This window comes from Gordonibacter sp. 28C (assembly GCF_003339845.1).
Lineage (GTDB): Bacteria > Actinomycetota > Coriobacteriia > Coriobacteriales > Eggerthellaceae > Gordonibacter.
On record NZ_PPTR01000001.1, the window covers coordinates 150,858 to 174,904 of the forward strand.

At 63.4% G+C, this 24,047-nt stretch carries 20 protein-coding genes; 11 read left to right on the plus strand and 9 right to left on the minus strand.

Annotated features, from left to right (window positions below):
* Positions 1–168 precede the first annotated feature (168 nt).
* The 4 genes from rlmH to C1878_RS00695 all read left to right on the plus strand — a co-directional run bounded on the left by rlmH (position 169) and on the right by C1878_RS00695 (position 3,186).
* Entirely contained in the window at positions 169–639 is a 471-nt protein-coding gene (gene rlmH, locus C1878_RS00680; RefSeq protein WP_114600098.1) for a 23S rRNA (pseudouridine(1915)-N(3))-methyltransferase RlmH, read from the plus strand.
* 657 nt (positions 640–1,296) lie between these two features.
* Positions 1,297–2,154 (plus strand): exodeoxyribonuclease III, encoded by an 858-nt coding sequence (locus C1878_RS00685; protein WP_114599791.1) that lies wholly within the window; start codon positions 1,297–1,299, stop codon positions 2,152–2,154.
* A gap of 166 nt (positions 2,155–2,320) precedes the next feature.
* Positions 2,321–2,890, plus strand: coding sequence for a GTP cyclohydrolase I FolE (gene folE / locus C1878_RS00690; protein WP_114599792.1), 570 nt, complete (start codon positions 2,321–2,323; stop codon positions 2,888–2,890).
* A gap of 26 nt (positions 2,891–2,916) precedes the next feature.
* Entirely contained in the window at positions 2,917–3,186 is a 270-nt protein-coding gene (locus C1878_RS00695; protein ID WP_114599793.1) for an ACT domain-containing protein, read from the plus strand.
* 112 nt (positions 3,187–3,298) lie between these two features.
* On the opposite strand, the gene msrB is transcribed toward C1878_RS00695, so the two are convergent.
* The 5 genes from msrB to C1878_RS00720 form a co-directional block, all read right to left on the minus strand.
* On the minus strand, positions 3,299–4,468 hold the full coding sequence (gene msrB / locus C1878_RS00700; RefSeq protein ID WP_114599794.1) for a peptide-methionine (R)-S-oxide reductase MsrB: 1,170 nt from the start codon (positions 4,466–4,468) through the stop codon (positions 3,299–3,301).
* 134 nt (positions 4,469–4,602) lie between these two features.
* Positions 4,603–5,289, minus strand: coding sequence for a Crp/Fnr family transcriptional regulator (locus tag C1878_RS00705; RefSeq protein WP_080144059.1), 687 nt, complete (start codon positions 5,287–5,289; stop codon positions 4,603–4,605).
* A 178-nt stretch (positions 5,290–5,467) separates the two neighbouring features.
* Positions 5,468–6,727, minus strand: a complete 1,260-nt coding sequence (gene nrfD, locus C1878_RS00710; protein WP_114599795.1) for an NrfD/PsrC family molybdoenzyme membrane anchor subunit — start codon at positions 6,725–6,727, stop codon at positions 5,468–5,470.
* Between the two features lie 4 nt (positions 6,728–6,731).
* A complete protein-coding gene (locus C1878_RS00715) occupies positions 6,732–7,439 on the minus strand; it encodes a 4Fe-4S dicluster domain-containing protein (RefSeq protein WP_114599796.1) in 708 nt (235 codons plus the stop codon).
* Complete coding sequence (locus C1878_RS00720; RefSeq protein ID WP_241963547.1) at positions 7,436–10,000, minus strand: molybdopterin-dependent oxidoreductase; 2,565 nt, start codon at positions 9,998–10,000, stop codon at positions 7,436–7,438. Before C1878_RS00720 ends, C1878_RS00715 begins: the two co-directional genes overlap by 4 nt.
* Positions 10,001–10,480: 480 nt before the next feature.
* On the opposite strand from C1878_RS00720, the gene nhaA reads away from it, so the two are divergent.
* Positions 10,481–11,980: a Na+/H+ antiporter NhaA gene (nhaA, locus tag C1878_RS00725; protein WP_114599798.1), complete on the plus strand. Its 1,500-nt coding sequence runs from the start codon at positions 10,481–10,483 to the stop codon at positions 11,978–11,980.
* A gap of 72 nt (positions 11,981–12,052) precedes the next feature.
* Here nhaA and C1878_RS00730 read toward each other — a convergent pair whose 3' ends face one another.
* Positions 12,053–13,726, minus strand: a complete 1,674-nt coding sequence (locus C1878_RS00730) for an amidohydrolase (protein WP_158539642.1) — start codon at positions 13,724–13,726, stop codon at positions 12,053–12,055.
* A gap of 353 nt (positions 13,727–14,079) precedes the next feature.
* Between C1878_RS00730 and C1878_RS00735 the strand changes: the two genes are divergently transcribed.
* Positions 14,080–15,318, plus strand: coding sequence for a hypothetical protein (locus C1878_RS00735; protein WP_114599800.1), 1,239 nt, complete (start codon positions 14,080–14,082; stop codon positions 15,316–15,318).
* A gap of 209 nt (positions 15,319–15,527) precedes the next feature.
* On the opposite strand, the gene C1878_RS00740 is transcribed toward C1878_RS00735, so the two are convergent.
* Positions 15,528–15,908, minus strand: coding sequence for a response regulator transcription factor (locus tag C1878_RS00740; protein ID WP_114599801.1), 381 nt, complete (start codon positions 15,906–15,908; stop codon positions 15,528–15,530).
* A gap of 420 nt (positions 15,909–16,328) precedes the next feature.
* Between C1878_RS00740 and C1878_RS00745 the strand changes: the two genes are divergently transcribed.
* On the plus strand, positions 16,329–17,813 hold the full coding sequence (locus C1878_RS00745) for a helix-turn-helix transcriptional regulator (protein WP_114599802.1): 1,485 nt from the start codon (positions 16,329–16,331) through the stop codon (positions 17,811–17,813).
* A gap of 27 nt (positions 17,814–17,840) precedes the next feature.
* Here the strand turns inward: C1878_RS00745 and mscL are convergent, their stop codons facing one another.
* The gene (gene mscL, locus C1878_RS00750; RefSeq protein WP_114599803.1) at positions 17,841–18,302 is read right to left on the minus strand and encodes a large conductance mechanosensitive channel protein MscL; all 462 of its coding nucleotides are present in this window, start codon (positions 18,300–18,302) and stop codon (positions 17,841–17,843) included.
* Between the two features lie 211 nt (positions 18,303–18,513).
* Between mscL and C1878_RS00755 the strand changes: the two genes are divergently transcribed.
* The 4 genes from C1878_RS00755 to C1878_RS00770 all read left to right on the plus strand — a co-directional run bounded on the left by C1878_RS00755 (position 18,514) and on the right by C1878_RS00770 (position 23,373).
* A complete protein-coding gene (locus C1878_RS00755) occupies positions 18,514–18,864 on the plus strand; it encodes a TIGR04076 family protein (protein ID WP_114599804.1) in 351 nt (116 codons plus the stop codon).
* 30 nt (positions 18,865–18,894) lie between these two features.
* Positions 18,895–20,169, plus strand: coding sequence for an isochorismate synthase MenF (locus tag C1878_RS00760; protein ID WP_114599805.1), 1,275 nt, complete (start codon positions 18,895–18,897; stop codon positions 20,167–20,169).
* A complete protein-coding gene (gene menD, locus C1878_RS00765) occupies positions 20,166–22,100 on the plus strand; it encodes a 2-succinyl-5-enolpyruvyl-6-hydroxy-3-cyclohexene-1-carboxylic-acid synthase (protein WP_114599806.1) in 1,935 nt (644 codons plus the stop codon). Before C1878_RS00760 ends, menD begins: the two co-directional genes overlap by 4 nt.
* Before the next feature lie 322 nt (positions 22,101–22,422).
* Entirely contained in the window at positions 22,423–23,373 is a 951-nt protein-coding gene (locus tag C1878_RS00770) for an alpha/beta fold hydrolase (protein WP_114599807.1), read from the plus strand.
* A gap of 63 nt (positions 23,374–23,436) precedes the next feature.
* Here C1878_RS00770 and C1878_RS00775 read toward each other — a convergent pair whose 3' ends face one another.
* Positions 23,437–23,994: a TetR/AcrR family transcriptional regulator gene (locus tag C1878_RS00775; RefSeq protein WP_114599808.1), complete on the minus strand. Its 558-nt coding sequence runs from the start codon at positions 23,992–23,994 to the stop codon at positions 23,437–23,439.
* Positions 23,995–24,047: the final 53 nt, after the last annotated feature.

A 24,047-nucleotide genomic window follows, 5' to 3' on the forward strand; every position in this document is an offset into this window, starting at 1 on the left:
GCGGCCGACATGCTGCTTAGGTTTTCCAGGCACGGTAGACGTTGGCCGGGGCTCCGAAACGAAGCCCCGGCCTTCTTGTTCGCTTTGGGCGGTTTGCGCGATGGAGAGGAGCCCTCTCTCTTTTTCGGTATGATGGTGGGACACGCAACGGAAGCGAACGGGGTGTTCATGAAATTCACGGTGGTGGCGGTGGGGAAGCTGAAGGAGCGGTTCTGGGCGGACGCCTGCGCCGAGTATCTCAAGCGTCTGCAGCCGTACGGGAAAACGGTCGTGAAGGAGGTCGCCGACGTCGACCCTGCGCGCGTCGGCGGCATCGATGCCGCACGCGAGCGCGAAGGCGCCGCGATCCTTGCGGTCCTCTCCGACGCAACGCACGTGATACTGCTGGCGATCGATGGCAAAGAGCGTTCGAGCGAGGGCTTCTCGCGGCGCATCGACGCGCTCAAGCTGGGGGGCGCAAGCGACATATCGTTCGTCATCGGCGGCTCCGACGGCGTGAGCGAGGCCGTGCGCGCGCGTGCGGACGAGACCCTTTCATTCGGCCCCATCACGCTTCCGCACAACCTGGCCCGCGTCGTGCTGCTGGAGCAGTTGTACCGCGCCCAGAAGATATCGCGGGGCGAGCCGTATCACAAGTGAGGGAATCGGCGAGACGTGCGGGCATCCTGAACCTTTTCGGTTGGTCGCTTTAGGGAAGCAAGCAGGTTTCCGCGCTGCTATAAGTGGCACGAAGCGGTTACGTTTGCTATAATGCGGGCGGGCCGCAGGGAGCTGTGAACTCCCCACGACCCTCGAATCGCTTCGGCGGTTTGGTCTTGTTTACGGCTCCCTGTCCTTGCGGGCCGGGAGCCGCTCCAGTATCACCGCGGCAAGGTACACCGCACTGGCTATCAGCTGAAGCACTGCCGAAATCAAAACCAAATCGGTCATGGCTGCCACCTCCCTCCGTAAGGCCCCTCAAGAGGGAACATAGGTGGGAAGGGATGTGGCACCGCGCCGCCTCCGCGTCCGTGCATCCATCCTACAGCCGCGACCTTGCAGACCGACCGTAATCGAGCCGTCGCGGAACCGTCCCGACCTTGCCCAGACCTAACGCATTGACCATCTATACCTTGCACGGACATTGCACGCACCCAACGTATTCCCGGCGCGTTTCCATTCCAGGCGGACGCGAGGGGCCTTCCGACCCTTTCGAGATCCGTTTCGCACGCGGCAAACAGGCACCTCAATCCGCTATACTTGGTCGCAAACATGAAGGCGCCGTTTGCGAGCGGCGCATGAAAGGGGGCAGCGCCCATGCGTTTTGTTTCGTGGAACGTGAACGGCCTGCGCGCCGTGATGAAGAAGGGCTTCGAGGACATCGTGTGCGAGCTCGACGCCGACGTGGTTGCCCTGCAGGAGACTAAGCTGCAGGAAGGCCAGGCCACGCTCGACTTGCCGCAGTACCGCGAGTACTGGAGCTACGCCCAGAAAAAGGGCTACTCCGGCACCGCCGTGTTCAGCAAGCAGCAGCCGCTGCAGGTGCTGCACGGCTTGGGCAGCGACTACCTGGACGCCGAGGGCCGCGTCGTGGCGCTCGAGTTCCCCGATTTCTGGTTCGTGGACGTCTACACGCCGAACGCCCAAAACGAGCTGGCACGCATCGCCCACCGCATGGAGTGGGACGACGCCTTCCGCGACTTCTGCAAGGGGCTCGAAGAGGGCGTGCTGCCGGCCGATGTTCCGTTCGAGCAGCCGGCGCCGGGCGAGGGCCATCCCACGATCTCCGAGCTGCCGCTCACCGAGCCCGGCCGGACGGCCGATCCGAAGCCCGTGGTCATGTGCGGCGACTTCAACGTGGCTCACCAGGAGATCGACCTGAAGAACCCCGGCCCCAACCGCGGCAAGGCCGGCTTCTCCGACGAGGAGCGCGGCAAGTTCACCGATTTAGTGGACGCAGGGTTCGTGGACACGTTCCGCCACCTGCATCCCGACGTCACGGGCGCGTACTCGTGGTGGAGCTACCGCTTCAAGGCGCGGCAGACGAACGCCGGCTGGCGCATCGACTACTTCCTGGTGAGCGACGAGTTGGCGCCGAAGATCGAAAGCGCTTGCATCTACGACGAGGTTTACGGAAGCGACCACTGCCCCGTGGGGCTGGAGCTGGCGCTGTAGTCGCGTTCGGGCGCGATCTGCCTCGGCTCGCCTCGCCGCTCCTTGCGCCTTGCGTCGTCGCGTGCGTTTCCGAACGCGGCGATTCCGTGCGCGACGCCCCCTGCGGGCGGGACGGCGCAAGGCGTCGTGCTATCATGCATTCGATCAACGACGAGGAAAGACGGTTATGGACGCAGCGAAAATAGAGGCGGGGGTGCGGCTCATCCTAGAAGGCGTGGGCGAGGACCCCGAGCGCGAGGGCTTGCGCGAGACGCCGGCGCGCGTGGCGCGCATGTACCAAGAGGTGTTCGCGGGCTTGGAGCAAGATCCGGCCGAGCACTTCGCCACCACGTTCGACGAGCATCACGAGGAAATGGTGCTGGTGCGCGACATCCCGTTCTACTCCATGTGCGAGCACCATCTGGTGCCGTTCTTCGGCATGGCTCACGTGGCCTACATCCCGGCGGCCGACGGGCGCATCTGCGGATTGTCGAAGCTCGCGCGCCTCGTGGACGTGTTCGCGAAGCGCCCGCAGGTGCAGGAGCGCCTGACGTCGCAGATCGCCGACACGCTCATCGAGCAGTTGCACCCCCAGGGCGTCATCGTGGTGCTGGAGGCGGAGCATCTGTGCATGAGCATGCGCGGCGTGAAGAAGCCGGGCGCGAAAACCACCACGAGCGCCGTGCGCGGCGTGTTCGAGCGCAGCCAGGCCACCCGCGCCGAGGCCCTGTCGCTCATATTCGCCCGCAGGGATTAACCGAGCAAGAGGAAAGGAACCAACCTATGAAGTGCGTCATCTCCGTTCTGGGCAAGGACCGCAGCGGCGTTGTGGCCGCCGTCGCCACGGCGCTGGCCGACTGCGGCGCGAACATCGACGACATCAGCCAAACCATCCTGGACGACATCTTCTCCATGACGATGCTGACCACGCTCGACACCGAGGTCGCCGACTTCAACACGGTGCAGGAGCGCCTGGAGAAGGTGGGCGAGGACGTGGGGATGCAGATCATCATCCAGCGCGAGGACGTGTTCCAGTACATGTACAAGATCTAGGCTTTGACTGGTAATGCGAAACCCTTAACGGGGCCGCGTGGACGGGGCGAGTCGAGCCGATGCCGGCCCCACCCGCCCCTTGGCTCTTTTGGCTAGAGCCGTCGAGCGGATGCTATCCCGCGTTCTCCACCAGCGGCTTCAGGTCGCTGTAGCCTTCGGCGTCCATGTCGGCGAGAGGAACGAAGCGCAGGGAGGCGCTGTTGATGCAGTAGCGCAGGCCGCCCTTGTCGATGGGTCCGTCGTTGAACACGTGTCCCAGGTGCGAATCGCCCACACGGCTGCTCACCTCGGTGCGGACCATGCCGTAGCTGCCGTCCTCGCGTTTAACCACGACGTCGGGATCGATGGGCTTCGTGAAGCTGGGCCATCCGGTTCCCGAGTCGAATTTGTCGGCCGAAGAGAACAGCGGCTCGCCGGTGGCGATGTCCACGTAGATTCCCTGCTCGTGGTTGTCGTAGTACGCGCCCGTGTACGCCCGCTCCGTGCCCGCGTTCTGCGTTACGTCGTACTGCTCTTTCGTCAGCTGGTAGCGCAGCGCCGGATCGTCGAGCTTCTGGTACCGGGCCGGGTCGAGCGAGCTTGTGCTGCCAGATTCTTCCGCGAACGCTTTCAGGCCAGAGAAGTCGATATGACAGTAGCCGGCGGGGTTCTTGTCGAGATAGTCCTGATGGTACTCCTCGGCTTCGTAGAAGTTCGCCAAGGGCTCGAGTTCCACTGCGATGCCCTGCCCGACTTTCGTCTCCTCGTTCTCGAATGCTTTTTCAAGCGTGGCACGGTCTGCATCGTCCGTGTAGTAGACGCCCGTGCGGTACTGGGTCCCCGCATCGTTTCCCTGTCGGTTTACGCTCAGCGGGTCGATGAGTCCGAAATACTGCTCGACGAGCGTCTCGAGCGACACGGCGGCGGGGTCGAAGCGCACGCGCACCGTTTCTGCGAAACCGGTGTTACCGCGGCATACATCATGGTAGGTGGGGTTCTCGGTGGTGCCGTTGGCGTAGCCCGAAACCGTGCCGGCGACGCCGGGCACGAGCGAGAAGTAGGCGTCGACACCCCAGAAGCAACCTCCGGCGAAGTACACCTCGTGCAGGTTGTCGCGGTCGATGTCCACGTGCTTCAGCGGCAGCGCTTTGGCTTCGCCGTAGGTGAGGTCGTTCCCTAAGTTGGCAAACATGGATCCTGAACCTCCTTCGCTGGAATTCTGAGAGGTGCAGGCAAGGCCGACGAGCGCCAACGCCGCCAAGGCGGCGAAAGAAACAACGAAGCGCCCGATACGTCCCAGCATGGCAGCCTCCTTCAACCTATTAATATAGTGGGATTTTATCGGTATCGAGTTCCCTCGCCGAACGGTTTCCTTAACTGTTACAAAAATAACAGCATTAAAGCATACGATATTTGCCTACTGTTCCCACGGCAACGTCAGAGAAGCAGTTCTTCTTTATGGCAGAATCGTATTCGCTTTCCTATGACCACAATGTCGCCGGCCAATTCCATTTCTTTAAGTTCGCGAGTGAGCGAGTTGCGGTTGACGCACAGGTATTCGGCAAACTCTTTGCGCGAAAAAGGGATGATGGGAGTGTCCGTGCCTTGTTTTTCAGCGAATTTCCGTACCGTCATGAGAATTTTCGACCTCAGGCCGCGTTGACTGAGCACTTCTACTTTGTTGCGGAACAAGATGATCTTCTCGGCAAACGAGGTAACAATATTGCGGAGGACAATTTGATCGATTTCCGGATCGGCACCCCCGGTCGGTCGTATGAACGTACGGAGATCAATGAAAAACACGGTGGTACTGACGCTGGCCTGCACGGTTATAGGAACGCGAGGATATGAAAGCCAGTTGAACGGCTCACCGTAGAACTCGCCGGGCCCGATGTCGGCGATGATCGACTGGTTGCCCTGATAACTCTCGGTCATGATCTTCACCTTGCCTTTGAGCAGAAGACCGCACGTTTCGATGGGGTCTCCGGCAACCAGGAGGATGTCGCCACGTTTATAGCTGCGTGTGTATCCTCGGTTCCGTTCGGCAAGGTAGTCGATTTGCTCGAGCGTGAGGTTCTTGAACAGCGGCGTTTTCGCCATGAGCTGCAAATCGGCGTACTGCATTGATCGTCCTTTCGCGAAAGCGCTTGGGCTTGGTGGCGCGAGCCCGGGCACGAACGTGGGGGAGGGGTGCTTGCAGGGTGCCCGCCAATTTCGTATCAATCCTATCTGATCGACCCGACAAGGGAGGATGCCGGGCCGATCAGGTTTGCCGGAGCGTTACCGCTCGGTGAGGGGGATGCTAACGCAGGGGGCTGTCTGCCTTCGACGCAGGGGCGCCAACCATGGGGTAGCGTCCTGCGATAAGCGCGAGAACCGACAGCAGGATGCCGAAGGGCAACAGCACAACCGCCACTTCGATAATGTTCGGCACATAGGCGTAGGTTGAGGCGAAAGCCTGCCCCGTCATGAGATATCGACCCGTTGAGAGCGGGTAGAGCCATTCTGTGCCCGTAGCCGTGGTGAATGAGAGACTCGAAGAGGCGAATTCCGGATACAACAGCATAAGGCGATGGATAAGCGTGCCCGCCAACGCTATGATCGATCCGGTTGCAAGCAGAGCCGGCCTGTTCGTTCCTGGTTTGGTGAAGAACAACGCCATGGCAGCTGCCGTGAGCACGATCTCGAGGGCGTAAAGAATCCCGTACGTTCCGGTGAGCGATTGAAGCAAGGCCGCCGATTCCCCGCCTCCCGTCCAAGCGAGCAGCACAAGCTCGACCGCGACGAAGAAGAAGTGGACGGCCAGCGCGACCGCGGATATACGCGCGATGGTGGCAAGCCCGACCATATGCTCGCGCCAATGCGCACGCCCGATGGCGGCCAAGGCGATGAGCAGCACGAGGGCGCCGCCCGAGGCAACGGCCATGGCGATGAAATCGGCAGGCAGCATGGCGGTATGCCACCAAGGATGGCCGTTCTGCGTGGCGAATATGAGCGCGGTGACCGTGTGGATGAGGACGGCCACCGGTAGCGCCACGAGCGCCACGATGCGCGACCAACGGTGCGATACGACATCGACTTCCGCCTCGGTGCGCTTCTCTATCCAGCGGTTGAAGAAGCGTTTTCCCGAACGCTTGCAATCGGGCAGCAACTGGAAGTACACGCTCAGAAACGTGAGGACAAGGTACAGCGTTATAACGACGATGTCCCATACGAGCGGTGACGAGAAGTTCGGGTGGACGAGCATCTGGACGATGTTCTGCGCGCGTCCCAAATCCACGATGACCATGCAGCCGGCGGCCAAGATGCAGGCGAACGCCGAAAGCGACGCTATCTTGCCGAACGGCTTCAGCCGCTGCACGTCGAACAGATAGATGGAAGACGAGATGATCATGCCTCCTGCAGCAACGCCGACGAGAAACACGAAGCAGCCGATGTAGAATCCCCAGCTGAACAGGTTCGACATATTGGTGACCGCCAACCCGCCGATCAGCTGGTAGACCCACGCGGCGGCACCGACCACGACGGCCGCCAATCCGATAACGAGCGGAATTCGCTTCATGAGATCACATCCCCTCTCCGTAGACAAGCTGCGGCTTCTGTTTGGCTCCTGCTTGGACGTAGAGCACCTTCGGATCGTTGCCAAGCTCCTCCCGCAGTCGAGAGGTCGGCCGGCCGTCAAGGTAGCGGCTCACATCCGAGTTCGGGTCGTCCAGATCGCCGAATATGCGGGCATTCGCCGGGCAGCCCCGGACGCACGCGGGCTTCTCCCCCTCGACGCGGTACTGATGGCAGAAGGTGCACTTCTCGGCAACGCCCTGCGGCCGATCGCGCGTGTAGACGAGCCGGCCCTCGTCGAGGCTGTCCAAGGGGTATCCGTAGCAGTACCGGTCCTCGTCCACGCCCTTCGTTTTCGCGGGATCCTCCCAGTTGAACTGCCGGACGCCGTAAGGGCAGGCGGCCAGACAGTAGCGGCAGCCGATGCAGCGTTCGTAGTCGACGAGCACGGTGCCGTCGTCTGCGGTGTAGCTCGCGCCGGTGGGGCACACCTTCACGCACGAGGCGTTCTCGCAATGCTGGCATGAAACGGGCATGAAGGCCATCTCGTAACCGGCGCCCCTCGTGCCTGTTGCCACCTGGTGCTCGTCGCTGCCGATGGTGAACACGCGGTTCCACCAGATGCCCTCCGGCTGGGCGTTATGGTTCTTGCATACGACCATGCAAGTTCTGCAGCCTATGCAGCGGTCGAGGTCGATTGCCATTCCCAACTTCATTTCGCACCTGCCTTCCTCACATCGCAGAGACATTCGTTCCAGGCCATGTTCGTGGACCACGTGGCGCCGATGAAGTAGATCTCATGGATGGGATTGATGAACGGGTAGATGAGCGTGTTGTACGACGAGTCTTCCGTGTAGCGCGCCCACCAGCCCATCTCGAATATGCATTGCTTCGGATAAAGGCCCGGTTCGTACACGAGCTTGCCGTTCACGTGGCCGCGGTCGTTGAACACTTCGACCTCGTCGCCTTCCGCCAAGCCCTTCGCCGCCGCGTCGTCGGGGTTCATCCATACGCGCGGGAGTCCGTCCTGCAACTCGAGCATCATGGGATTGCTCGAGTAGTTCGAGTGAACGCGATAGAGGCTGTTGCGCGTGAGGTAGTTGAAGGGGTACTTCTCACGTGCGGACGGGTCGAGCGCGTACTCGGTGTCTTCGAACAACGGCTTCCAAACGGGCAGCTGCTCGCCCATCTCGAGGAAGCGATCGTGGTCCTTGTAGAACTCGATGCGTCCGGTCGGCACGAAATGGTCGGTCGAGCCCGGCGCGTTCGGCAGCGACGGGGGCGGGAACAGCACGTGGTTGTGAATCTGGTCCCAGAAGGGGATCATCTTCTCTTCCGGGTTCGCGTGCTTCATCTTGACGGGGCCGCGGCGCAGGTCCTCCACCGTGATGCCCGCCACCTTGTCTCCGCCGGTTTCCAGGAACTTCGCCAGCACCGCCTCGATCTGCTTCTCGGAATCCTCGGGCGGGAAGTCGGGGAACTGCTCGCCCCAAGCGGGGTCGATCCGGCGCGCCAGCTCCGAGAATATCCAAATCTCGGCACGCGCTTCGCCCGGTGGATCCGCCGCTTTCTGCTGCAGCTGGATGTAGGGGTGCAGCGGCGTGGTGCACACGTCAGTCTTCTCGTACCAAGCGCAGCCGGGGAGCACGACGTCGGCGTAATCGACGGTGGTGGTGTGCAGGAAGTCGCAGGTCATAATGAACTCCAGCTCCCCGCTTTCCACGCGTTTGCGCAACACGTCGCATACCGCATGCTGGTCGAAGGGGTTGGCCCAACCGGTTACCAAGGCATGGAAGCCGTTTTTCGGGTAGGGCGCCGTCATCGTTTCGGTGGGGCCGTTCACGAAATAATGGTAAGGCGTGGACGTGGCGTTCGCGTTCGCGGGCATGAACCAGGACGCCGGCTTGAAGCGCACCTTGTACTGGCCGATGTAGTCGGAAATGCCGCCGCCCAACGTGCCCACGTTGCCGGTGATCACCGCCAGCAGGGAAAGCGCACGTCCCTTGAGATCGCCGTGATGGTACTGGTGGGCGGATCCGCCCAAGATGATGTGGGCCGGTTTGATGGTGGCCGTCATGCGGGCGAGCCGCTCGATGGTCTCGGCGGGAACGTCGCTGATGTTCTGGGCTTTTGCCGCGGTGTAGTCGCGGTCGAGGAGCTCTTTGAGCAGCTGGAACGCAGGCTTCGCCTCCACGGTTTCCCCGGTTTTGAGCTCGATGCGGTACGAGCCTTCCAGCTCGACGGACGAAGGCGCTTCGAGGCGTGTGGGGTTGATCACGACGGGCGTCCCGTCGACGACGGCGATGTACGCCTCGCGCTTCTCGGGCGTGTCCTGCGGCCGCTCGAGGCCGTTCACGGCGGATGCTGGGATACGCTTCCCCGTGGCGGTGTTCACGAGAAGGGGCAGGTCGGTGTACGTTTTGACGAAGGCTTCATCGTAGAGCTTCTCGTCGATCATGACCTTGGCCATGGCCAGGGCCACTGCCGTGTCGCTGCCGGGGGCGAGCCGTACCCATTCGTCGGCTTTCGAGGCCGTGACCGTGTAGTTCGGGTCGAAGTAGATCACCTTGCCCCCGGCCTCCTGCGATTTCGTGAGGAAATGGGAGTCGGGAAGGCGGGTGGTCATGATGTTGGAGCCGAAATTCAAGGTGAGGCGAGAATCCTCCCAAGCGTAACTCTCGAGCTCCTCGCATTGGCAACCGAACGTTTCCGGGAAGAACATCGGAAGATCGCCGTTCATTTCGTAGCCGGGGAAGTTCGTCCAGCCGCTCATGTTCACCAAGCGGATGAACGTGCCCTTGTTGATGTAATTGAGCGGCGGCACCTGGTAGTCGACGGCGATCGAGTCGGCGCCGTACTTTTCGGTGATCTCGCGGATGCGTTTCGCTGCGAAGTCGAGCGCCTCGTCCCATGTGCACGCGCGCAGTTGGCCGCCGTCCTTGTACGGCGTTTCGCGGATCATGGGATGCAGCAGGCGGTCGTCGCCGTACATCATGGTGTTGAACGAAGTTCCCTTCAGGCAGCCGCGCGGATTGTAGCCGTCATCGCCGTAATCGGCAGCCTGAATGAGCGTTCTCACCTTTCCGTCGTACGTCGCTGCGACCATGCCGCAGGCACCGGTGCAGTTGGGCGAACAGGTGGAACGGACTTGCGACAGCGCCTTTCCGTCGGTCCCCATAGCAGAATCGCCCATCATGTCGTCTGCAAGTGCCTGCGAAAGCGGCGTGATACTGCCGGCTGCGCAGGCGGCTACGCTCGCCGCCGCGGTGGTTTTCAAGAATCCCCTGCGCGTTTGGCGCGGACCGTGTTCGATCCCCTGTGCGCGTGCATTGTGCTCCTTCATGCGGGTCGCACCTTCCTCTCGGTTTGACTTTTTTGCATGGTCCAATATCCCACCAGGCTTTTTGCCTTCGATGGAGTGAATTTGGACACGGGAATGCCAGGGCAATCAGCGCGCGCTTTTGGTTGTATACAGAATTACCTGCCCCCTTGCGAGCGAGTATATGCGGGCTATTTCGACTTCGCAAGAAGTGCAAGTGAGAAATTCAAAAAATTGGAAATCAACACAATTAAATCACAACTATTTCGATTTTTGCTGCATTCATGGCAGACAACCAGGCGTTTTAAGTTTTAAATACAATTTACCTATGCCCTCAGAACAAGCCAAACCTCTTATGCTCCTACGCTTGGCCACGATTCTTTCCGTTTGTTACCTTGTCGTGTTTGGTTCAGAAAATTGTTTTCGTATACTTGCATCATGACCGAGACTTGTAACGATAGGCGCGCGACGCAAGATACAGCCTCCGACGGAGGGCGGCCCCCTCAACAGCCTGCCGACGGTGCCTGCCTGACCGGCGACCCTGCCTGCTCGCCTACCGAGCGCATCCTCGAGCCGGAAGTGCGGCACCATCATCGCCGCAAGCGCAAGTTCCTCGAGTTCACGCACTCGTCCACACGCGCGACCATGCTCATGCTGGCGGCGGCCGTGGCGGCCCTCGTCATCGAGAACACGCCGGTGCTGCCGTACTTCGCCTCGTTCTGGCACGATTTCGACTTGGGCTTCTCGCTGGGAAGCTTCGCGCCGCACCTGTCGTTGGAGCACTTCATCAACGACTTCCTCATGGCCATATTCTTTCTGCTGGTGGGCTTGGAGATCAAGTTCGAGCTCACGGCGGGCGAGCTGCGCAACCCGCGCAAGGCGCTGCTGCCCATCTTGGGCGCGGCCGGCGGCGCCGTAGTGCCCGCTGTCGTGTACACGGCGGTGAACGCGGGCAGCGGTTTCGAACAGGGCTGGGGCGTTCCCATGGCGAACGATATCGCGTTCTGCCTGGGCATCTTGGCGCTGCTGGGCAGCCGCGTCCCGGCGGGGCTGCGCTCGTTTTTGTCCACGCTCACCATTGCCGACGACATGATCGCCATCCTGGTCATCGCGGTGTTCTACACGGCCGACCTCGATATCGCGTGGTTGATGGGCGGTTTGGCGCTGTTCGCCGGCGCGCTCGTCATCAACCGGCTGCACGTGTACGACCTCTGGCCGTACGTGCTCATCGGGTTGGCCATGTGGGTGTGCTTCCTGCTGTCGGGCGTGCACGCCACCATCGCGGGCGTGCTGTTGGCGCTGGCCATCCCGGCGCAATCGCAGGTGAAGCTCGACCGGGCGCCGGGCTGGTTCGCGGCGCGGGCGCGCAAGGCCGACGAGCGCTACGACCCCGGCGAGCCCGACATCGTGCAGAAGGAGTACCTGGCAGAGCTCGACGAGATCGGCCGCGTGTCGCGCATGGCCATCCCTCCCGTCACGCGTCTGGACTACCGCCTGCACATCCCCGTGTACTTCGTCATCCTGCCGCTGTTCGCGTTCTCGAACGCCAGCGTGGTGCTCGTGGGCATGGACCCGCTTGCCGTCATCGCGAACCCCGTGACCATCGGCGTGTTCTGCGGCCTGCTGTTCGGCAAGCCGCTCGGCATCTTCCTGGCCACGTGGCTTACCGTGAAACTGCGCCTGAGCGATCTGCCGAAGGGCGTGAACTGGGGGCACATCGCCGGCGTGTCCGTGCTGGGCGGCGTGGGCTTCACCATGGCTATCTTCGTGACGAACCTGGCGTTCGTCGACCCGAACACCATCGCCGTGGCGAAGGCGGCCATTCTGGCGGCCTCGCTCATCGCCGGCATCGCGGGCTTCTTCGTGCTGCGCCACGTGACCGACGACGGGGAAGAGGCGGTCGCCGACGAGGACGCGGCGCGGGAAAGCAGGGCGTGACGCCGCGAGAAAAAAGAGCGCCTTGGCCGCGGTGGGCCAAGGCGCTTTGCGCGGTGCGATGCGAACGAGGGGCTAGGCCTCGTACACCACTTCGCCGCCGAGCACGGTCGTGGTGACCTGCGCGTCGCGGATGTCCGTCGGATCGTCGGACGCGAAGCAGTCGCGGTCGAGGATGGCGAAGTCGGCGAAGTTGCCCACCTCCACCGAGCCCATCTTGTCGTCGTCGTGGCTGAAGAACGCGGAGTTCTTCGTCCACATGATGAGCGCCTGGATGGGCGTGACCTTCGACTCGTCGCCCTTGGAGAGCGTCTTGCCCGTCGTCTCGTCAAGGCGCGTGACGGCGTAGTACATGCCGAGCATCGGGTTGGGGGACACCACGGGCGAGTCGGAGCTGCCGCCGGCCAGGATGCCGTTCTTGAACATGAGGCCCGGCGACTGGAAGCGCTCGACCTGCTCGGGCCAGAACAGCGGCTCCTCGCCCATCTGGGAGACGAGCGTCGGCTGCAGGCACACGCCCACGCCCAGCTCCTTCATGATAGGCCACTGGTCCTCGTAGGGAAGCTGGTAGTGGATCAAGTAGTGGCGCAGCTCCTTGACCGGGCGGATCTTGTTCGCCTCCTGGAACGCGTGCAGCGCGCGGTCCTCGCTCATGTCGCCGATGGTGTGGATGCCGAACTGCCAACCGAGCTCGGTGGCCTTGCACACCAAGGCGTCGATCTCCTCCTGCGTGTAGATGGTGTCGCCGTAATAGCCCGGGCGCTGGCGGTACTCGCGGCGGTTCATGGCGGCGGTGAAGGCGGCGGTGATGCCGTCGAGCGTCACCTTGCAGCCGTTCAGTTTGAGCATTTCGTCGCCGAAGCCGGTGACGCAGTCCATCTCCTCGAGACGGCGCAGGTTGTCCTCGAAGGAGCCGAACTGCGGGTCGAGGTAGAACATGAGGTTGGCGCGGTAGGTGAGCTTGCCCTGCTTCCTCGCCTCGTTGTAGATGTGCATCTGCTTGTAGTTGAGGTTCGCGTCGATGGCGCTCGTGATGCCGAAGGAGTTGAGGCGCTGTCCGATGAGCACGAGGCTCTCGAGGTGCTCGGCGTCGGTCAGCGGCGGCTTGGTCTTGAGCATGGGTTGGAGCGCGCCGTTCTCGTACAGCAGGCCGTCGAGCTCGCCGTCGTCGTAATGCCCGATCTCGGCGCCCTCGGGCTGCGGCGTGTCCTTCGTGTAGCCGCACGCTTCGAGCGCGAGCGAGTTCGCGGCGATGGTGTGCACGGACATGTGCAGCAGGATGACCGGGTTGTTCGGGGCGACCTCGTCGAGCTCGCGGCGCGTGATGACCTCCTGGCTGTCCTCCCAGATGAGCTCGTTCCAGCCGTCGCCCTCGATCCACACGCCGTCGGGGATGCTCGCGGCCTTCTCGGCCACGGCGTCGAGGATGGCCTGGCGGCTGGTCACGCCGTTGAAGTCGAGGTTGAGCATCTGCTCGCCGGTCCACTTGCAGTGCATGTGGCACTCGACGAAGCCGGGGGTGAGTATCTTGCCGGAGGCGTCGACGACCTTGGTGTGCGCGCCGATGTACTGCTCCACGTCGGCGGCCGTGCCCACGGCGATGACCTTGCCGTCCTTGGCGGCCACGCCGCCGTCTTCGATGATGGGGAAGTCGGTCTTGCCTTCTTTGACCTCGTCGCAGGTGATGGCGACGGTGTAGACCTTCGGGTGCTGGATGACCAGATCGGCCTCGGGATACCATGTTTTCATGATGGGGTTCTCCTCTTCCGTTGTCGCTGTTCGCGAAAAAGCGGAAAGGACGTCAGCCGGCCTGCGGCAGCGAAGCCGCGTTGCTCGGTACCGCCTCGAAACCCTTGTATCATCCCCGTTGCACAGCATAGGAAATAATCGTGCGGCGCACCACCGGTCGGAAGGACGATATCGGACGGGATTATCGTACTTTCGACCGATTCTCAACGGCGGGCGAACTAGGATAGGATGGCTCCAAGCCAATCCTTCCTCGGTCCATCCATAGCGTGCAGAAACGACAGGCGCGATGCGCCGCCCTTTTCGTCGGGGGTTCTGCACGGATCTATTCATCGGATACGAGAGAAGGTGCCCTCGTGGAAAATACGTTTGCCGACGCGGATGCGTCCGTCGTCGCAGAAACACCCGTTTCGTCGAAAGCGTCTTCGACGGCAGGATCGCGCAAGGAGATCTTGCCGGCGTTCTGCATCACCGTCGTTGCCGCCATCGCGCTGTACGCTCTGATGAGCTACGTGCAGCCGATGCTCATGGACAACGACTTCATCTATGATTTCGGCACCATGATGACCGGCTGCATCGAGGGGTCGCCCCTCTACCGCGTGGCCTGGTTCTTCGCCGATTTGACCGAAGGCTCGTTCATCGCGGCGCTTCCGGCCTCCATCGGCATGATCATCATGGGCTTCGTGGCCGCCGCGCTCGAGCGCAAAAAATCGGCCCATGCCGGCACCGGCGTGGCGGGCAACGGCCATATCTTCACCACCATGTTCGTCACGACGTGCCTGTCGCTGATCTTGGGCCAGCTCATCTACGGCGGCCTGTTCGCCAGCGGCTGGATCCCCACGTTCGCCACCGTGCTCACCGTGCAGGTGTTCGTGATCTTCTACGGCGCCGACCTGAAGAAGGTGGCAACGTCGCTCATCCTGGGCACGCTCGTCACTTGCCCGGTGTGCTACGCCCTGCTCTACGGCATCGTCTCCCCGCTGGGGCTTCCGCTGTTCATCGCCGTGTCCGCCGGCGTGGCCGTCGTGGTGCCGCTCTGCTCGCTCATATTCCGCCTCATGCCGTGGATGACCATCCCGGCACCGGCCGAGGCCCCCAACCCCACGGATCAGAACAAGAGCAAGTTCTTCGTGCACCAGATCTTCGGCGACATCGGCCAGCTGACCATCTGGGGCAGCTCGTGGGCGACCATCGGCATGTACGTGGGCGGCATCGTGTCGTGGATCATGAACCCGCTGCACCCCGCCTACGGCTCCGGCAACTTCCCGCTGCTCATTCTGGTGCAGGTGGTCACCGGTGCGCTGGCCATTCTCATCTGGTACCCGAAGTGGAAGAAGACCGGCATGGCCTTCACGTTCGCCGGCATCGTGTTCGCCTCCGCCATCGTGAGCACCTATCCGCCCAGCTGGGCCATCGTCATCCCCACCATCCTCATCGGCGCCGTGGTGTTCGCGCCGCTGGTGGAGTGGGTGCTCAAGGTGTTCCGCTTCAAGGGAACCTACCACCCCATCTGCCTGATCCAGGTTTCCATCTTCACGGTGTGCACCGCATGGTCGTTCGCGGTCATGTACCTGGTCATGCCGATGCTCGCGTAACCACTCGGTCGCGGCGCGTCCGACAGCGCGCTCGACATTCCCACCCCCAAGCCCCCGCCGCATTCAGTCCCCGCGGCGGGGGCTTTTGGCTTTCGGGAAGCGCGCGAGCAGGGCGGGGCAAGCTCCGCCCCTCTACGGGGCGGCCGCCGAACGCAGGTTCCAGTGGCTTCGATGCGGCCTCTTGATCCGCCTTGTCTTGGCAACGAAGTTTAGCGCGCGGTTTCGTGCAGCAGGGCGACGAGCGCCGTGCGGTTCGCAACGCCGGCTTTGGCGAAAATGTTCTGGATATGGGATTTCACGGTGGAGAGGCTGATGCACAGGCGAAGGGCTATCTGCTCGTTCGTGAACCCTTCGGCTATCAGCAGCGCAACGTCGCGTTCGCGCGACGTGAGGTTGGACAGCAAGCCGTTTTGCTGGAAAGAGGAGCGGCTCGCGTCTTGGTCGCTCTGCTCGAACAACGGAGTGACGCGTACGGTGAATGAGCAGGCGTCGACGGGGTCGTCTTCCACCTGCATGCGGAAGCAGAGGCCTTGGGCGTTCGTGAAGTCCAGATAGCGATCTTGTCCTTGTGCGGGGGTCTGGCTTGCCATGTCGAACGACGCCTCCCTTCTTGGGGTTGCCCCTCCTTCGGGAGCGACCCGAAGGAGGGGCAGGGGGTGACACCTTGGTTTCCGCTTTCTTGCGAAACTTCAGCTTAAAACACTAGAAACCTTGGAGTGGTGATGCGCTCATGTTCATGCCCGTCCCCTGTTCACCTCCTTGCCACGTTCCTTCCTCGGAAATGCCGGGCATGGCGCATGTGCTGTTTCGAATCATGCGTTCTCACCCGGTCGAGCGCCATCCTCCACCCGAGGTGGTTTGTCTCGACGGGGCATCTCACCCCTCATGTATTAGATGTTTTCAGGTGAGTATTAGGTATACTCACCGAAGCGCGAAGGGGGCAACGCGTTTGTTTTCGCGATCCTCCGTGCGCGCGCTCATATGAGGCGATTGGTTATCGGGGGACCAATATGGAAGCTGAGAGCGTTCATCGCGGCGGTATACGCAAAGTCGTTCACGACGTGCGCGAGCAGCCGACGCTGTTCATTTGCTTCGTCGGGTACAGGACGTTCGCGGCTCTGTTGTTTATAGAGGGCTTTTTCTTCCCCGACTCGTTCCAGGTGGCCGGCTTCACCTTTTCCACTATCGTTCCGTTCATGTTCGTTTGCGCGGGCGTGTGCCTGTTCTTCGCGTTTCGGTTCAAGAGAATAAAGGTGTTCGACAAGAACGGGTACCTGTGGTTCCTCGTCACGAGCATGACGCTGGGGATATTCTTCCTTTTTATGGAAACGCATGCGGGAATAGCGAACGAGCCGTTCAGGCTCGCGTCGCTGGCGCTGGGCATGGTCATGCTGGCCGTGGGCACGATGGGCATCCACATCGAGCTGGGGCGCATTTTCGGCATGCTCGGCGTGACGCCCACGCTGACGTTCGGCATCGCGGCCGCGCTCGCCACGGCGCTGTTGGCGCTGGGGATCTCGTTTCTCGACCCGTGGGTCAAGTGGGCTATAGCCTTCGTGTCCCCTGCGTTCATCGTGTTGACGTTTTACTTTTCGAAAGAGAAGGCTTTTCCCGATCAAAAGGTGCTGTATCGCGAATCCACCAACGACTTGCTCATTCCGTACCGCTTCATGGCCACGTCCATCACCCAAGGGCTGGCGCTGGGCATCCCCCTGGGTTTCATGAGCTTCTCGGGCCTTCTCGTTCCGATGCCCGATTCCGCAGGCTACTTCCTTGCGGCATTGCTGGCCCTGCTCGTGGCGCTGGTGCTTCAGATGGACTTCAACCGCTCCATCTACCAGATAGGGTTTCCGCTGGCGGGGCTCGGGCTTTTGGCCGTGGGGGTGCTGGGGCCGTCGTCCGTGGTGGCGGGCGTGCTGCAGACGACCGGCTTTCTGTATCTCGACCTGGTGCTGTGGGCGCTGGGATCGTACCTCATCAAGAGCTGCGACCAGCCGGCCACCTGGGTTGCCTCGTGTCCCAGCACGGCGTTGATGACGGGCCGGGCGCTCGGCGTGGTCATAGGCAGCGTGGCCCTGCAGGCTTTCGCGAGCTCGGAGCAGACCATCGTGTTCTTCTGCGTGCTGGCCTTCTTGGTGCTGCTCGCCGCGCTGCTGCTCACCAACAACGCCAACATGCGCACGGGGTGGGGCTTCGTGCGTCCCGGCAACCCCGAAGAGGAGACCGACGTCTTCCGCACCTGCGAGGTCATCGCGCAGGACTACGGGCTGACGCAGCGCGAGTTGGAGATCATGCACAGCGTGATCATGGGCAAGACGCGCAAGGAGATAGCCGAGGACCTGTTCATCACGCAAAACACCATCAAGACGCACCTGCACAACCTCTACGGCAAGATAGACATCCATTCGGAGGGCGACCTCAAGGCGTTCGTGGCCAGGCGCGAGAAGATGTTCTCCACCGAAGAGGAGGCGCCCCTGCCCCCCGAAGAGCTGTGACGCGCGCGGGCCGTTCGACTTGCGGCCCTATGCTTTCGCCGGCGCTTTGACGACGGGCGCGGCCGGGGCGGGCAGCTCGGCCGTGCAGTGCGGGCAGCGCGTGGCGCCCTCTGCAACCTCTTCCAGGCAGTACGGGCAGCGCGGGGCTTCCTTTTCCTCGGACTGCTTGCCGCGCATCGCGAGCGAGCGCGCCTTGTTCAGGGCCTTCACGATGAGGAACACCACGAACGCGATGATGACGAACTGGATGACGGCGTTTATGAAGTTGCCGTAGGCGATGGCGGAGTTGCCGGCGCCCAGCGGCAGGTACAGCTTCATGTCCGAAAAGTCCACGCCGCCGGTGAGCGCGCCGACGAGGGGCATGATGAGGTCGCTCACGGCTGAGTTGACGATGGCGGTGAACGCGGCGCCTATGACCACGGCCACGGCCAAGTCCATCACGTTGCCCTGGTTGATGAAATCCTTGAACTCCTGGAGAAACTTCTTCATGTCGGACCTTTCGCCCTCGGCAAGTTATTTGCCCAGTATAGGAGCCGTAGGGCTTGCGCGCAAAACCTCCACGGAGTTGTTGACTGTCTTGCATCTTGTTCAACCGCGTGCTCGCCGATGCCTTGCGGGGTGGAGGGCTGCGGACGGGTATACTATACGGTCGTGCGTTGGCGACGGGTGCGGGACGGTTCCCGACGATCGGAGGGCGTTCATGAACAAAGTGAAGATCACGGTGCTGAAGACGACGTTCGACGAGGAGCTGGCAGCCGAGTACGGCGCCGACGGCTTGGGTCCGTGCCCCATGTTGAAGGCCGGCCAGGAGTTTCTGGCCGACTACGCGAAGCCCGAGGGCTTTTGCGACGAGGCGTGGAAGGCCGTCTACCAGTACGTGTTCGCGCTGGCCCACGGCGTGGGCGCGGACGGCGGCCTGTTCTACTACGGCGATTGGATCAAGCGGCCGGGCGTGGCCGTTTGCAGCTGCAACGACGGGTTGCGGCCCGTCATCTTCAAACTCGAGGCCACCGACACCGTCTCGACGCTCGATTACGAACCAGTGCGGTAAGCCACGCTGCTTGGACGGCGAAGGAGTGCTATGACCAGGATATTCTCGCATACGCGACCCATCGACGCCGATATCGTCGATGCGTTCTGCATGCTGCAGAAAGGCTTCACCGACCAGTTCGTCTACTACGACAAGCGGCGCGCATGCCGCTATATGGGGCTGGGGCGTTGCATTGCGCTGCCGACGCTCGACGATGCCGAGAGCGAGCTGGAGGGCCCGGTGGGGCAGCCCCCCGTGTACTTCTCGTTCAACCGCTTCGACGCCGAGAACCCCGCGCTCACCGACGAGCTGTTCGAGGCGTTCCCGCGTTTGAAGTTCATGCTGCCGGAAATCGTGCTCATCGAGAACGAGCGCGGCACGCTTCTGCAGGTGAACTCGCTCGGGCCGGTGTACGTGGGACGTATCGAGCGGTTCGCGCGCCAGGCGCTCGCCGCGCCGCCGCGCCGCCGTCAGAGCGTGCCGTACTCCGTCGAGCCCGACTCGCGCGAGGCGTGGCGCGCGGCCGTGGGCGCGGGGCTGGCCGCCATCGAGGCGGGGCGCGTGGACAAGGTGGTGCTGTCGCGCCGCCAGCGGCTGGTGGCCGAGCGCCCGTTCTCGTCGAAGGACCTGCTGGTGAACCTGATCGACGGCCCGGCGCGCGGCACGGTGCTGCTGTACCGCTACGCCGACGTGTTCTTCTGCGGGTGCACGCCCGAGTTGCTCGTGCGCAAGACGGGCAACGAGCTGGAGAGCATGTGCCTGGCGGGCACGTGCCCGGCCGGCGCGTCGGAGATCGAGCGGGAGCGGCTGGCCTCCGAGCTCATGGCCGATCCGAAGAACCGCGCCGAGCACGACTACGTGGTGCGGTTCATCCGCGAGGTGTTCCGCCGCACGTGCTACGACGTGGACGTGCCCGCCGAGCCGGGCATCCTGACGCTCACGCACGTGCAGCACCTGTGCACGCCGGCCCGTGCGCGCATTCTGGAGGGCGTCGATTTGTGGGAGATGAAGGGCGACCTGCATCCCACGCCGGCCGTGGCCGGCACGCCGGTGGGCGAGGCGAAGATGCTCATCCGTTCCATCGAGGCGTACAACCGCGGTTTCTTCGCGGGCGCGTGCGGCTACGTGGACGGCGACGGCGACGGCGAGTTCTCGGTGGCGCTGCGCACGGGCGTGTTCGACGGCGAGATCGGCTGGGTGTACGCGGGCTGCGGCATCGTGGCCGGCAGCGTGGCCGACGACGAGTACGACGAGATAGGCATGAAGTTGAAAACCGTGCTGAGCGCGTTCGACGGGAAGGAAGCTGCGGAAGGAGCCGCTCGATGAACACCGATCCCACCGCCAGCGCCCGCCATCCCGAACCCGGCGCGCAGCCCCCCGCCTGTCATCCTGAGCGGAGCGCGCAGCGCGGAGTCGAAGGATCCCGCGCGGTGCCAACCGGCATGGCCAGCGCCCTGTTCCTGGGAGCGTTCTTCGACGAGTTGGCGCGCTGGGGCGTGCGCGAGGTGGTGGTGAGCCCGGGGTCGCGGTCGACGCCGTTGGCGATGGTGGCCTACGAGCTGGCGCGTCGCTTTCCGGAGCGGTTGCGTCTGTTCGTGGACGTGGACGAGCGTGGCGCGGCGTTTTTCGCACTGGGCCTTGCGAAGGCGAGCGGGCGTCCGGCGGCGCTCGTGTGCACGTCGGGCACGGCGGTGGCGAACTACTATCCGGCGGTGTTGGAGGCCGAATCGTCGCGCGTGCCGCTCGTGGTGCTGACGGGCGACCGCCCGCCGCGCCTGCAGGGCCTCGGCGCGCCGCAAACCTGCGACCAGCTGAAGGCGTACGGCGACCACGCGCGCGCGTTTCGCCAGATGCCGCTGCCGACCGCCGACGACGCGGCGCTCGCGTTCGCCCGCCAAGCGGCCCGCGAGGCGTGCATTGCGGCTGGCGGGGAGGGCGACGCCGGTGCCGGGGTTCGCATCGCGGGCGCTTGCGAGGGCGGGCCCGTGCATCTGAACTTCCCGTTCGACGAGCCGCTCAAACCCGACCTCGCGGTCGAGGGTCTGTTCGAGGCCGGCCGCCGCGCGGGCGCGCCGGCCGGCGCAGGCTGCGTTCGGCCGTGCACGAACCTCGAGCCGCGCGAGGCGGCACGTCTACGCGATGTCGCTGAGGGCGGAAAGGCGCTTGTGCTCGCCGGCGAAGGGTCGTGCGCGACTGCGGAGGAAGCGCACGCCGTGCTGTCGTGGGCGCGTGCGTTCGGTCTGCCGCTTCTGGCCGACCCGCTGTCCGGGCTGCGGCGTTTCGACGACGAGCTCGTGGTGGACAACTACGATACGGTGCTCGGCGATCCGAAGCGTGCGGGCATGCTCGCCCCCGAGGTCGTCGTGCGGTTCGGACGCTACCCCGTGTCGAAGAGGGCCGCGCAGTTCGCGGCGGGGTGTCCGCTCCAGATCGTCGTCGACCCGATCGAGACGCGCGACTTCAACGACGCGACGGATGTTTTCGTCGCCTGCGCCCCCGCCGACTTCGCGCGCTCGCTCCTTCGAGAAAGCGATGGGGCGAACGATGCGGGCGGGACGGGGCAGCGCGCCTTCGCCGCGGCCTGGATCGCCGCGAACGACGCCGCCCGCGCGCGCATCGCGGCGGTGGACGACATGGACGCCGGGTTCGAGGGCGCCTTCGTCCGGCGCGCGGTTGAGCTGGCCCCTGCGGATTCGTGCCTTTTCGCGGCGAATTCCATGAGCGTGCGCGCGCTCGACACGTTCTACCTCAAGGGCGGCCGGCCCCAGATCGTGCTGTGCAATCGCGGCTTGAACGGCATCGACGGCACGGTGTCCACGGCCTTGGGCGCGGCGCAGCGCTTCGCCCAGACCACGCTTCTCACCGGCGACCTCACGCTGCTGCACGATCTGAACGCCCTTGCCCTTCAACGCGAGCTGCGCGTGCAGCGGGAGGCCGCGGCCGTGCGCGGTGCCGGCGCGTCCGACGCGGATCCGAGCATCGTCATCGTGCTGTTCAACAACAACGGCGGCGCCATCTTCGACATGTTGCCCCAGCAATCCGACGATCCGTACTTCGAGCGGCTGTTCCTCACCCCGCAAGACGTGGACTTCGGCGCAGCGGCGCAGGCGTTCGGCGTGCCGTATCGGGCCGTCGGCACGGTGGCGGCGTTCGACGAGGCGTACCGTTCGATGCTGGGAGTTCCCGGCATCAACCTGATCGAGGTTGCCGTGCCGCTGTCCGGGTTGAAGGAACGCTACGCGCCGTACTGGTCGTGATCCGGCGTCGCCGCATGGAGATGTTTTCCGCAAAGCGCCGCTCGCGTCCTGCGGTTTCGTGCTCTGCTGGCCGTGGGTTCCCGGAAACGGGGCGATGCTAATATATAAGTTATATCATCATGGACAAAATCGAAGGATATGGAAAGTTTTTTCAAAGGGAATACACTTAGAATGAGAAGGCAATCCGCTGATCTGGTATTTCATCTTGCTCTGAAACGCCAGGCGGCAAAACTTCGCAAGTATCGCGAGAGTTTTTTACCATAGCCTCGTGTTTTGTCCACTGCCTCTTGTCCGCACGCGCACCGCAGCGAAGAAAGGCCGCATGATGGCGAACCAGGAACGATTCTTCCAACACGACGGCGTGCGCTACCGATTCCTTACCTGGGAGCGCAACGCCGCCAAAGCTGCGCCCGTCGTGCTGCTGCACGGTTTCGCACAGAGCGCCGACAGCTGGGACGGCGTCGCCGGGCTTCTATGCCGCGAGCGCTCCGTTGTCGCGCTCGACCTTGTCGGCCATGGCGGCAGCGATCAGCCGGACGACGTGGCGGCCTACGCGCTTGAAGCCCAAGCCGAGGCGCTGCTCGCATTCCTCGCCTTCGTGGCGTGCGGTGATTCTTGTGCGCTCGACGCGCAGGGCTCCGGCTCGCTCGGCGCTTCTCGCGCGCCTAGCTCGAAGGAAGCGAAAAAGCCCGGCGTGAAAGGCCCGGAGCCATTGGTCGTAGGGTACTCCATGGGCGGCCGCGTCGCGCTTGCCGCAGCCTGCCGCAACCCTCGGGCGTTCGGCGGCCTTGTGCTGGAGAGCGTCGGCTTGGGCCCGACGGACGAGCGCGAGCGGGCGGCATCGGCCGAGCGCGACGCGCGCAATGCGGCGGCCCTGCGCAACGACGGTCTGGATGCCTTCATGGACGCCTGGGAGCGGCTTCCCCTGTTCGCCTCGCAACGCGATCTGCCGAAGGCGACGCGCGCCCGCCTGCGCGCCGGTCGGTTGGACAACGACGCGGAGGCGTTGGCGCTCACGTTCGAGGGTGCCGGCCAGCACGCCATGCCGAATCGCGAGACGGTGCTCGAGGCCTTGGAGTCCCTCGCACGTGGCGGTGCCTCCGTGCTCTACCTCGCTGGGTCGCACGATGAGAAGTACCGCTCCCTCGCAGAGCGGTTGCGCGACGGCGGAACCTGCCCGGTTCGCATCGTCGAAGGCGCCGGCCACAACGTGCATCTCGAAAACCCTGCAACCTACGCGCACATACTCGAGGAGTTTCTCGCCCGCGCGTAGCTTCGAGCCCTTTCGGGGAGCATGTTGAGCCCGGCGAGACGGGGGTGCGGTCGCCGTCTCGGTTCAGGCGCGCGGCGTGGTGAGCTTCATGAGGGAGTCGGCCTGCGCCTTCACCTCTTCGGCATCCATGCCGGGGTGCTTGAACAGCCAGAGCCTGACAATGCCGACCCAGCCCGAGGTTACATAGTGGAAGAGGAATTCCACGTCTTCTTTCGGCATGTCCGGGTTGGCCTGCTCCCAGCTTTCGTGGTACGTGACGTACAGCTGGTCGAGCACGCGGTCGACGAGGTTCCCTTCGCCGCGGTTCTCGAACACCGCCTTCATCACCACGCGATGCTCGGCCACGAAGTCGATGACGGCCGACGAGATGGCGTACACGTTGGGAGGGAGCGTCGCCAAACGCTGCTCGAGGCCCGCGAACAGGTCGTCTTGCATGGCGCGCAGCAGGGAGAAAGGATCGGAGTAGTACTTGTAAAACGTCTTGCGCGAGATGCCCGCGTCGTCGCAGACCTCGCTCACCGTGATGCCGGAAACCGGTTTGTCCTGCAGCGCGCGTTCGAATGATGCGAACAGGCATTGCTTGGTGTAGCGTTGCCGGGAATCCTTCGGTTCGACGTACATCGGGTCTCCTCGCTCGGGCGGTCGCGCTTGCGGTATCGAGCATTATTGTACGG

Bases quoted from the DNA above. Each gene is read 5' to 3' on its own strand.
- C1878_RS00705 (WP_080144059.1), bottom strand. From the start codon at position 5,289: ATGCAGTACGCCGATTTGCAGCTCATGGCGAAAACGCCGCTGTTCAAG.
- C1878_RS00760 (WP_114599805.1), top strand. From the start codon at position 18,895: ATGACCAGGATATTCTCGCATACGCGACCCATCGACGCCGATATCGTC.
- rlmH (WP_114600098.1), top strand. From the start codon at position 169: ATGAAATTCACGGTGGTGGCGGTGGGGAAGCTGAAGGAGCGGTTCTGG.
- C1878_RS00685 (WP_114599791.1), top strand. From the start codon at position 1,297: ATGCGTTTTGTTTCGTGGAACGTGAACGGCCTGCGCGCCGTGATGAAG.
- menD (WP_114599806.1), top strand. From the start codon at position 20,166: ATGAACACCGATCCCACCGCCAGCGCCCGCCATCCCGAACCCGGCGCG.
- C1878_RS00755 (WP_114599804.1), top strand. From the start codon at position 18,514: ATGAACAAAGTGAAGATCACGGTGCTGAAGACGACGTTCGACGAGGAG.
- nrfD (WP_114599795.1), bottom strand. From the start codon at position 6,727: ATGAAGCGAATTCCGCTCGTTATCGGATTGGCGGCCGTCGTGGTCGGT.
- C1878_RS00695 (WP_114599793.1), top strand. From the start codon at position 2,917: ATGAAGTGCGTCATCTCCGTTCTGGGCAAGGACCGCAGCGGCGTTGTG.
- C1878_RS00730 (WP_158539642.1), bottom strand. From the start codon at position 13,726: ATGAAAACATGGTATCCCGAGGCCGATCTGGTCATCCAGCACCCGAAG.
- C1878_RS00740 (WP_114599801.1), bottom strand. From the start codon at position 15,908: ATGGCAAGCCAGACCCCCGCACAAGGACAAGATCGCTATCTGGACTTC.
- C1878_RS00745 (WP_114599802.1), top strand. From the start codon at position 16,329: ATGGAAGCTGAGAGCGTTCATCGCGGCGGTATACGCAAAGTCGTTCAC.
- C1878_RS00770 (WP_114599807.1), top strand. From the start codon at position 22,423: ATGATGGCGAACCAGGAACGATTCTTCCAACACGACGGCGTGCGCTAC.
- msrB (WP_114599794.1), bottom strand. From the start codon at position 4,468: ATGCTGGGACGTATCGGGCGCTTCGTTGTTTCTTTCGCCGCCTTGGCG.
- mscL (WP_114599803.1), bottom strand. From the start codon at position 18,302: ATGAAGAAGTTTCTCCAGGAGTTCAAGGATTTCATCAACCAGGGCAAC.
- folE (WP_114599792.1), top strand. From the start codon at position 2,321: ATGGACGCAGCGAAAATAGAGGCGGGGGTGCGGCTCATCCTAGAAGGC.
- C1878_RS00715 (WP_114599796.1), bottom strand. From the start codon at position 7,439: ATGAAGTTGGGAATGGCAATCGACCTCGACCGCTGCATAGGCTGCAGA.
- C1878_RS00775 (WP_114599808.1), bottom strand. From the start codon at position 23,994: ATGTACGTCGAACCGAAGGATTCCCGGCAACGCTACACCAAGCAATGC.
- nhaA (WP_114599798.1), top strand. From the start codon at position 10,481: ATGACCGAGACTTGTAACGATAGGCGCGCGACGCAAGATACAGCCTCC.